The sequence below is a fragment of the Tibeticola sp. genome (assembly GCF_022759015.1).
Taxonomy (GTDB): domain Bacteria; phylum Pseudomonadota; class Gammaproteobacteria; order Burkholderiales; family Burkholderiaceae_C; genus Tibeticola; species Tibeticola sediminis.
On sequence record NZ_JAEMQB010000031.1, the window covers coordinates 1 to 9,537 of the forward strand.

The following is a 9,537-nucleotide window of genomic DNA, read 5'->3' on the forward strand; positions in this document are numbered from 1 at the left end:
GATCGTTTTATGCCCCATAATCGGCGTCGCGCTGGCCCGGAAGGGCTGGCGCAGGTTTGCGGTGATTTGGTCAGTTTTGCGTCTCGAAATTCTTCAATGGTTTGTGGATTGCGCTAGCGGACTCCATCGCGTGTTTTGGTGTTATTTAGGAGTCCCTCATGGGCAACAAACTTTACGTCGGCAATCTGCCTTATTCTTTCCGCGACGAAGACATGCAACAGGCTTTCAGCCAGTTCGGTGATGTCGCCAGTGCCAAAGTCATGATGGAGCGCGACACCGGTCGCTCCAAGGGTTTTGGCTTCGTCGAAATGGGCAGCGACGCCGAGGCGCAAGCTGCAATCAAAGGCATGAACGGCCAAAACGTCGGCGGTCGTGACCTCGTGGTCAACGAGGCCCGTCCGATGGAAGCCCGCCCTCCCCGCAGCGGTGGCTACGGTGGCGGCAATGGCGGCGGCTACGGCGGTGGTCGTAGCGGCGGCGGTTACGGCGGCGGCCGTAGCGGCGGTTACTGATCCATGCTGGGAAAGATCCCGGCACGATAGAAAGAGGCCCCCGAAGGGGGCTTTTTTCATGGGCGAGCGAAGCGCGCACACGCTTTCGCCGATTCGTCAGATGGGGTTTTTGCCTCACATCACGGATCGCTGCGCTGACCGGATCCCCGCTCGGGCCCAGAGCCCTCGGGTGGGTGCGGGTTGGCGGTCGCTGGCAGAGCGTCGCAGGCGCACAGCAGAGCACCGCGCCAGAGGTGCGTTTTTTCGGGGCATGCTCCATAATTTGCGAACCCTCGGGCAGATGGCTGGGGGAGGTTGCGGTGTAAGGCTCTTGCGGCGTGTGCTTGGCTCCGGTTGAGCGGGTGCGCTGGCGCTGGTGGGACTCCATCGCTGAGTAAACGTGTCTAGAGGAGTCCTTCGTGGGCAACAAGCTTTATGTCGGCAATTTGCCGTATTCGGTGCGGGATCAGGATCTGGAGCAGGCTTTCTCGCCTTTTGGCCAGGTGAACAGTGCCAAGGTCATGATGGAGCGTGAAACCGGTCGTTCGAAGGGTTTTGGCTTCGTGGAAATGGGGAACGATGCGCAGGCTCAAGCCGCGATCGAAGGGATGAACGGTCAGTCGATGGGCGGCCGGAATGTCGTCGTCAATGAGGCCCGCCCGATGGAGCCTCGGCCGCCGCGCAGCGGTGGGGGGTACGGCGGCGGTCGCCGCGAAGGCGGCTACGGTTCCGGTGGCTCCGAGGGCGGCTTCCGTAGCCCCTATGGGTCGGGGCCGCGGGGGGGTGGCCGACGCAACGACGGTTACGGGAACTGATCAACCCCAGGGGGCGCCGCGAGCGCCCCTTTTGCTTCGCGCCCGGGCGCAAGCCAGGCGTGGTTGCTGGCCCCTTACTACTCTGCGGGCTGATTGCCCTGGCGAGGTTTACGAGGGCGGCCGGCGAAAAGCCGGTCGAAGAGCCCGTTGGGCAGGATTCGGAGGATCTTGGCGACCAGGGCCATTTGCCAGGGGATGACCCGATAGCTGGTCCCTTTTTCGATGGCGCGGGCGGCGCGCACCGCAAAGACCTCGGGTGCCAGCAAAAACGGCATGGAATAAGGATTCTTTTGGGTCAGCGGCGTGTCGATGTAACCCGGCAGGATCGTCACGACCGAGACGCCGGTACCGCGAAGTTCGCCACGCAAACTTTCGCAGTAGGCGATGACGGCTGCTTTACTCGCGCAGTAGGCCCCATGCCCAGGGATTCCTCGTATGCCCGCGACACTGGCAATGCCCACAAGGCGACCGCTGCCGCGTTCGCACATGGCATCGATGAAGGGATGAAAGGTCGCAGCGAGTCCCAAATTGTTCGTCTCGAAGGTGCGCCGGAGCGTTTCCAAGTCTTCGCGAATCCGCGTGTCCATGCCGATGCTGATGCCGGCGCTCGCAATCACCAGATCCGGCGTTCCGAACTCCCGCAGGCATTGTTGGCCGGCCTCGACGATCTCGTTTGGAACCGACACGTCGGCACGGTAGATACGGTAGCGGTCGGTTGACCACCGTTGTTCCCGCAGCCGCTCTTGGAGGACGTCGGTTCGTCGGGCAACCAGTGCCAGACGCCAACCGCAGCGGTAATAGTGCTCCGCAAGCGCGAGGCCGATCCCGCTGGAAGCGCCGGTGATGAAGGCCAGCGGCGTCTCCAAGGGTGGAGGTGAGACGGGGGGATGCGGGGGCGACATGAGCTACCTCGGGGATCGATTCGGCCACAGCTCGCCACGGACCCGGCCGGACAGCGTGAGCGTGCCGGAGGGGCGCTCATAGACCATCGCGTCGGCGCGAAACTGTTGTGGGCCACGCCGAATCAGCACTGCAACGGGACTGCTCCATCGTTCGGGTTGGCTTTCCATGACCAGCGCTTCACTGAAGTATTCCCAGGGCGCAGCGGGTTCGCGCTCGCGCTGGGCGAGCGGGCCGGTCGCGGGTGCCGAGTCCCGCGTCACATGGACGGCACCTTCCATCCGAATCACGCTGCGGTCTTGATTGACTTCGACGTGCCGCGCGCGCGCGGAGGTTCGCAGACCTTCGGGGCTCCAGGTTGCCAATTGGGCTTGATCGACTTCGACGCTGCCCGTGTCGGGATAGTGGCGCAAAGTGTCGCCGATGACCTCACGGACGAGCTCTCCCCCGGGCCCGAAATTGCGCCAACCGAAGCGAACCAAAAAATAGTCGGGTTCGTGCCTTGGCGGTCCCTCCGGCGTAAGCCCGCGTTCGGTGGGCATGCTGCGGACCAGCCAGAAGGTGGCCAGGGCAAAAACCGCCATGATCAGTATGGGTAGGTAAGGGCCGAGCCGCTGCCAGATGAGACCCAGCCAGGCTTTCATGACGAAGCCCCCCCATCGAGCGCATCGAGCAGCGCGGCGTATCGGCCTGTGGCGACCAACAGCAGGTCACAAAATTCTCGCGCGGCTCCAAATCCCCCCGATGCGCGCGTGACGTGATCGGCGCAGGCGAGCGCTTGCGGGTGGGCTTGCGGCGGGGCGGCCGAGACGGTGGCTCTTTGCATCAGGGGCAGATCCGGCCAGTCATCCCCCATGACGGCCGCTTGACTCCAGTCCATTCCCAGGGTGTCGAGCAGGGTTTCGGCGGCGCCGAGCTTGACCTCGGTCCCCAGGGTGAAGTGTTCGACGCCCAGCGCCGCCAGTCGCGCGCGCAGGGCCGCACTGTCACGGCCGGAAATGACGGCGGGCACGATGCCGGCGCGCGCCAGCAGCTTCATCCCGAGCCCGTCGTGGGTATGAAAACGTTTGAGCGTCTCACCTTGATCTGAAAGATAGATGCTTCCGTCCGTGAGGACGCCATCGACATCAAAGATGGCCAGTCGCACCGGCTGCGCTTTGAGCAAGAGCACAGGGTCGAAGTTCAGAACCGGCAGGATCGGCTTCATGGCGGCGTCAGATGACCTTGGCCTGCATCAGGTCGTGGCTGTTGAGCGCGCCGCACAGCTGGCCTGCGCTGTCGACCACCAACACGCTGTTGATCCGGTGTTGTTCCATGAGTGCGGCCGCTTCAGCCGCCAGTGCAGTGTCCGGGATCGTTTTGGGCGAAGCATGCATGACATCGACGGCGCGTAGCGGGCGGAGGTCGACACCGCGCTCGACGAGCCGGCGCAGATCCCCGTCGGTGAAAATCCCAACGACATGGTCTGCGCCATCGACGATGGCTGACGCGCCCAGTCCTTTCGCACTCATCTCGCGCATGAGTTCGACGAACGAGGCCTCCATGGGGACCTTGGGAACCGCCGGTCCCTGACGCATGACATCGCGAACATGGGTGAGGAGGCGCCGACCCAAGGCGCCACCTGGATGAGAGCGCGCGAAGTCCTCCGCACGAAAACCCCGAGCGTCGAGCAAGGCCACCGCCAACGCGTCGCCAAGCGCGAGTTGTGCGGTCGTGCTGGCGGTCGGCGCCAGATTCAGCGGGCAGGCTTCGCGGTCGACACTGCTGTCGAGGCAGACCGTTGCATGGCGCGCGAGGCTCGAGCCCAGATTCCCGGTCATCGCGATGATCGGGACGCCCAACCTCTTGAGGATGGGAAGGATGGCGGTGAGTTCCTCACTTTCGCCGCTGTTGGAGATCGCCAGAACCACGTCGACGGGTTTGACCATGCCGAGGTCGCCGTGGCTGGCTTCGGCCGGGTGGACGAAGAACGCCGGCGTTCCCGTCGACGAAAGCGTGGCCGCGATCTTGCGTCCGACATGGCCGCTCTTGCCCATGCCCATGACGACGACCCGCCCGCGCACATGGAGCATGAGTTCGACGGCCTGGACGAAGCGTTCATCGATGCGCGAACGCAGGTTCAGCAAAGCCGAGGCTTCAATTTCCAGCGTCTCGCGGCCGAGGCGCAAGGCCTGATGGGAATCCAAGGTCATCGGGGCATTTTATCGACCGGCGGTCATGGACGAGGCTTGATAGGATCGGCTGATGACCACCCTGGAACTGATCCTGGTTTATCTCTGCGCCGCCGTGTTCGGGGTGGTGGTCTTTCGCAGCTTGCGGCTGCCCCCGATGCTCGGCTACCTCGTGGTTGGCGTCGTGATCGGGCCCCACGCGCTGGCGCTCGCCCAGAGCACTTCGGCGATTGCGAGCCTCGCCGAGTTCGGGGTGGTGTTTCTGATGTTCGTCATCGGCCTGGAATTCAGTCTGCCCAAATTACGCGCGATGGGGCGTCATGTCTTTGGCCTCGGCTTGGCACAGGTGGTGGTCACGATGGCGGTCGCAACCTTGGGCTTGCATCTGGTGGGGCGCTGGGCGCCCGGCTGGTGGGCGCTCGACTGGCGCAGCGGTTTGACTCTGTCGGGCGCGCTGGCCATGAGCAGCACGGCGATCGTTGGCAAGTTGATGGCTGAGCGGCTGGAATTGGACTCGGAGCATGGAAAACGGGTGCTCGGGGTGTTGTTGTTCCAGGACCTTGCCGTCGTTCCCTTGCTCGTGCTCGTGCCGGCGCTCGGGTCGAAGGAAGAGCACCTGATGCAGGCATTGGGCCTGGCCATGCTCAAAGCCGCCGGCTTGGTGGTTTTGCTGCTCTGGGGCGGGCAGCGGATCATGCGCTGGTGGCTCACGCTGGTGGCGCGGCGCAAAAGCGAAGAATTGTTCGTGCTCAACCTGCTGCTCATCACGCTCGGGATGGCATGGTTGACCGAGCACTTCGGCCTGAGCCTGGCGCTCGGCGCCTTTATCGCCGGGATGCTGATTTCCGAAACCGAGTTCAAGGCTCAGGTCGAAAGCGACATCCGGCCGTTCCATGATGTGCTCATGGGCCTGTTCTTCATCAGCATCGGCATGATGCTCGACTGGCATCTCGTGGTCCAGCGCTGGGGCTTGGTCTTGTTGTTGGTGACCGTCCCTGTCGCGTTCAAGATCGTTCTCATCACGGGCCTGGCCAAGGTCTTGGGTGCCTCCACGGGCGTGGCGGTTCGCACCGGGCTTTACCTCGCGCAGGCGGGCGAATTCGGCTTCGTGCTTCTGTCTTTAGGGAGCGATGTGGGCCTGATACCGGCGTCGCTGCTCAATCCCATCTTGGCGGGCATGGTTCTGTCCATGCTCATGACGCCGTTCATCATCGCCTACAGCGATGCGCTGGTGCTGCGATTCGTCTCCAGTGAATGGATGCAGAGCGCCCTGCAGATGACGGCGATCGCACGGCGCTCCATCAACGTACAAAAGCACGTGATCATCTGCGGCTTCGGGCGTTGCGGCCAGAACCTGGCGCGGATGCTCGAGCCTGAGGGCATCGACTTCATCGCACTCGATCTCGACCCTGACCGGGTACGGCAAGCGGCGGCCGCGGGCGATGCGGTGGTTTTTGGCGACGCCAGCCGGCCACAGGCTTTGATCGCGGCGGGGCTGTCGCGCGCGAGCGCGGTCGTCGTGACTTACCTGGATCTGCCCGGCGCGCTCAAGGTCATTGCGCTCGTTCGTGCGCATGCCCCGCATGTGCCGGTGATCGTGCGGACTCAGGACGATCGTGAACTCGAGCGCTTGTATGCGGCCGGTGCCACGGAGGTGGTGCCCGAGGCGATCGAAGGTTCGTTGATGCTGGCCAGCCACGCCTTGGCCCTGGTGGGTGTGCCGATGCGTCGCGTGATTCGCATCGTCCAGGAGCAACGTGACCGCCGCTACAGTCTGCTGCGCGGCTACTTTCATGGCACCGATGACAGCGGGGCGGAGGACTTGGCGGCGGAGCGGCTTGAGACGGTCGTGCTTCCGCCGGCTGCCGCAGCAATCGGCAAAACTCTGGGCGAACTGGCTCTCGAGGAACTCGGGGTTCGGCTCGTGAGCTGGAGACGCTCAGGGGGACGAGCCGAGCGTCCAGACAGCGAGGAGCGTCTGGTCGCTGGCGACGTCCTGGTGCTGGGCGGTCGGGCCGACGCGCTGCTGCGCGCCGAGGAGCGGCTGCTGCGAGGCTGAAACGCTGTGCCGCCATCCATCGAACGATGACCAATGTAGAAAGACGGAAACCATCATGCTCGATCTGAACGTCAACCAGTATCTACGCGAACGCATACGGACGGTCCCGGACTGGCCGACGCCGGGCGTGCAGTTCCGGGATATCACGCCGTTGTTGCAGGAGCCCAAGACCTTTCGCGTGCTGATCGACGCTTTTGTTCATCGCTACATGGACCGGGACCTTCGGCCCGATGTCATCGCGGGCCTCGACGCGCGAGGCTTCATCATCGGAGCGGTGCTCGCGTTTGAACTCGGGGTGGGTTTCGTGCCCATCCGAAAAAAAGGCAAGCTGCCTTTCACGACGGTTGCGGAAACCTACGAACTGGAATATGGCAGCGCGACCGTCGAACTCCACACCGATGCGGTGCAGCCGGGCGATCGCGTGTTGCTCGTGGATGACCTCATTGCCACCGGCGGCACCATGATGGCTGGGCGTCGCTTGCTCGAGCGCCTCGGCGCCCATGTGTCGGAGGGCGCGGCGATCGTGGATTTGCCCGAGTTGGGCGGATCGCAGCGCTTGCGCGAGTCGGGCCTGCCGCTCTTCACGCTGGTCGACTTCTCAGGTCACTGAATTCCAAGGCTACGCTGAACCAGCAGCCGCGGCGGCGGGCGTGCGACGGTTGGCGTGCGCGCTGTCGGGTGCTGGGGCGGGGCAGTACAGCTTGACGCTGGCTTGCCGGCCCTTGAGTTGCGCCGGTCCGAGGAAGAGCCATTCGATGTCCGGCGTCTGGTTCCGGGTGGATTCACTGGCGATGATGTCGACGCCGTAGCTGCGCGTCAGCGCCTCGAGCCGCGCCGCGATATTCACGGCATCCCCAATGACCGTGTAGCTGCGGCGAAACGGCGAACCCATGTCACCCACGCACATCGGCCCGGTGTTGATGCCGATGCCGATCGCAATCGGGGGCTCGGCGTGCGCCGCCCGCTCGGCGTTGAGTTGCCGAATCTCGTCAACCATATCGCGTGCGGCGGCAACCGCGTGGGCGGCATGATGGGGGTCGTCGAGGGGGGCGCCCCAAAACGCCATGACCGCATCCCCGATGTATTTGTCGACCGTGCCCTGATGCCGCTGGATCGCCGCCGTGAGGCGGTCGAACACGCGGTTGAGCAGGGCCTGGACCGCCTCGGGCGGGAGGGTCTCGGCCAGGCTCGTGAAGCCGCGAAGATCGCAGAAGAGCACGGTCATTTCCCGCGTCTCGGCCACCATGTCGTCGCGGGCCCCGTCGCGCGCCATTTCAGCGACGCGCTCCTTGGGCACATAGGTTCCAAACAGCCGGGTGAGCCGTTGCAGCGCGACGCGCTCGCGGAAGTATCCATGCCCGACCATGGCCAAAAAGAGGGCCAGTGCCAAGGTGGCGGCGCTGGCCACGGGAGACAGCCAATGCCCCTGGAAAAAGAGCGCCAGGTCGAGTGCGGCAAGACCGCCCAGCACCCCGGTGGTCAGCAGCACGGAGCCGAGGAGACTTTGGCCTGGCAGCAAAAGGGTGAGCAGCAGACCGACGGTGGAAACGAGGAGCCACTCGAGGCCGCTGGCCCAGTCGGGGCGCGTCAAGGCGCGGCCATCGAGAAAGGCGCTGAGCATGTGGGCATGGATTTCCACACCGGGCACGACCGGACCCACGGGCGTTGCGCGCATGTCCATGAGGCCCGGCGCCGTCGATCCGACCAGCGCAATTTTGCCGGAGAGCTGCGCCGCGGGAACGCGGCTGGCCAACAACGCTGCGGCGGAAACCGATGCGAATGGACGGCTCTCTGGGGCTGCTGCGATGCGAAACGGAACATAGGCGGTGCCGTCGCGCTGCAGCGGAATGCGGCGGGCGCGATGGCCGGGGCTGCCGGGCGGCTCCAGCAACAGGAAGTGGTTGGGAGCGGTCTGCCCATCGGTTTCTCCCCCCACCCGAACGGCAGGCTGGCCTAGCGTCTGGCGGAAGACGGCGAGCGCCAGCGATTCATAGGCTTGCCCTTTGTGTTCGGCCAGCACTGGCAGCCGGCGTACCCGTCCATCGGGGTCGGCGATGGCGTTGAAGAAGCCTGCGGCGCTGGCAGCCTGGGCCAGTTCGGGTTGATTGGCGCCGAAGCCGTCCCATGGTAAGAGGCTCAGGCCGCTGGCCGCCAAGCGGGCCGCATCGAGGACCGGCTCGGGCAACTGGCCGCTGCGGTGCGCCCGCCGGTCGCTGGTGAAGTAATAGCCGAGCACCGAGCGCCCTCGCTTGAGCGCATGGGCGAAGACGGCGTCGTCCTGCGCTTGGGGTTCGGCAAACACCATGTCGAAGCCCAGAGCCGAAACCCGCTGGCGCTCGAAGAGTTCCTGGACCAGGGCGGCGAGCTGGGCGCGGCTCCACGGCCAGCGCCCGACCGCTGCGAGGCTGGCTTCGTCGATGTCGACGATGACAATGCGGGGGTCGGGCTCGGCGGGTGCGGCGAGCCGAATGTGCGCGTCGACGAGGGCCCGATCCAGGGCGTCGAGCCCCGGCAGCGTCCAGTAGCCGAGGATGTGCAGCCAGGCGAGCGCCGTGAGCGCAAGGCCGAGCAGCCGTGGCGTCAGAGGGGACGGCCCGGCTCGGCGCCGGGGTTTCAGTGGGGGGCGCTCGACCACGAACTCATGGCGCGACGAATTGCATTTGAATGCCGGCGAGTTCGAGCAGGTCGCCGTCGTGCAGGTTGACGGGCTCCTTGCCGATCGGCGTACCGTTGACGGTCGGGGGCTGGGTTCCATCGACGTGGCTGAGCATGAACCCTTGGGCGCGGCGCGTGATGGCTGCCACCGCCACTCCGGGTTTGCCGATGGTGGTCACGACCTTGACCAGTGGGACCTCGCGGCCGGCGGCAGCACCGTTGAGCAGCCGTACCACGGCGCCCGCGGGCGCGGCTGGAGCCGATGCTGGAGCGCTGGCGGCGGATGGTACCGTCGCCGCCCCCACGGGCGCGACGTGGGGGGCTTGGCTGGCCGGAGCTGCCGCGGCGACCCCGACGGGGTCTGCCTGGAAACGGATCTTGTACTTCCCGACTTCAATGATGTCGTTGTTTTGCAGAAGCTGGTGCTTGATCGCCTTGCCGTTGAC

Annotated in this window: 10 protein-coding genes; 4 read left to right on the plus strand and 6 right to left on the minus strand. The window is 65.1% G+C overall.

Annotated elements, in window-relative coordinates; translation table 11 throughout:
- Positions 1-158: 158 nt before the first annotated feature.
- Together rbp (JHC36_RS01915) and rbp (JHC36_RS01920) are read left to right on the plus strand one after the other, a co-directional pair.
- Positions 159-512 (plus strand): RNA-binding regulator, encoded by a 354-nt coding sequence (gene rbp, locus JHC36_RS01915; protein WP_124223169.1) that lies wholly within the window; start codon positions 159-161, stop codon positions 510-512.
- Positions 513-910: 398 nt separating this feature from the next.
- Positions 911-1,306, plus strand: a complete 396-nt coding sequence (gene rbp, locus JHC36_RS01920) for an RNA-binding regulator (protein WP_124223171.1) — start codon at positions 911-913, stop codon at positions 1,304-1,306.
- A 77-nt stretch (positions 1,307-1,383) separates the two neighbouring features.
- On the opposite strand, the gene JHC36_RS01925 is transcribed toward rbp (JHC36_RS01920), so the two are convergent.
- The 4 genes from JHC36_RS01925 to JHC36_RS01940 are packed head-to-tail and all read right to left on the minus strand — an operon-like array spanning position 1,384 to position 4,398.
- Complete coding sequence (locus tag JHC36_RS01925; protein WP_287915164.1) at positions 1,384-2,208, minus strand: SDR family oxidoreductase; 825 nt, start codon at positions 2,206-2,208, stop codon at positions 1,384-1,386.
- A gap of 3 nt (positions 2,209-2,211) precedes the next feature.
- Positions 2,212-2,850 carry an LPS export ABC transporter periplasmic protein LptC gene (lptC, locus tag JHC36_RS01930; protein WP_287915166.1) on the minus strand — a complete coding sequence of 213 codons (639 nt, stop codon included), beginning with the start codon at positions 2,848-2,850 and terminating at the stop codon, positions 2,212-2,214.
- A complete protein-coding gene (locus tag JHC36_RS01935; protein ID WP_287915169.1) occupies positions 2,847-3,413 on the minus strand; it encodes a KdsC family phosphatase in 567 nt (188 codons plus the stop codon). Before JHC36_RS01935 ends, lptC begins: the two co-directional genes overlap by 4 nt.
- 7 nt (positions 3,414-3,420) lie before the next feature.
- Positions 3,421-4,398 (minus strand): KpsF/GutQ family sugar-phosphate isomerase, encoded by a 978-nt coding sequence (locus JHC36_RS01940; protein ID WP_287915172.1) that lies wholly within the window; start codon positions 4,396-4,398, stop codon positions 3,421-3,423.
- Positions 4,399-4,450: 52 nt separating this feature from the next.
- On the opposite strand from JHC36_RS01940, the gene JHC36_RS01945 reads away from it, so the two are divergent.
- Both JHC36_RS01945 and JHC36_RS01950 read left to right on the plus strand, forming a co-directional pair.
- Positions 4,451-6,436: a monovalent cation:proton antiporter family protein gene (locus tag JHC36_RS01945; RefSeq protein ID WP_287915175.1), complete on the plus strand. Its 1,986-nt coding sequence runs from the start codon at positions 4,451-4,453 to the stop codon at positions 6,434-6,436.
- A gap of 55 nt (positions 6,437-6,491) precedes the next feature.
- Entirely contained in the window at positions 6,492-7,046 is a 555-nt protein-coding gene (locus tag JHC36_RS01950) for an adenine phosphoribosyltransferase (protein WP_124223179.1), read from the plus strand.
- A gap of 9 nt (positions 7,047-7,055) precedes the next feature.
- Here JHC36_RS01950 and JHC36_RS01955 read toward each other — a convergent pair whose 3' ends face one another.
- A complete protein-coding gene (locus JHC36_RS01955; protein WP_287915179.1) occupies positions 7,056-9,071 on the minus strand; it encodes a CHASE2 domain-containing protein in 2,016 nt (671 codons plus the stop codon).
- Between the two features lie 4 nt (positions 9,072-9,075).
- Positions 9,076-9,537: FHA domain-containing protein (locus JHC36_RS01960; protein WP_287915182.1), on the minus strand; the 462-nt coding region annotated here is incomplete at its 5' end.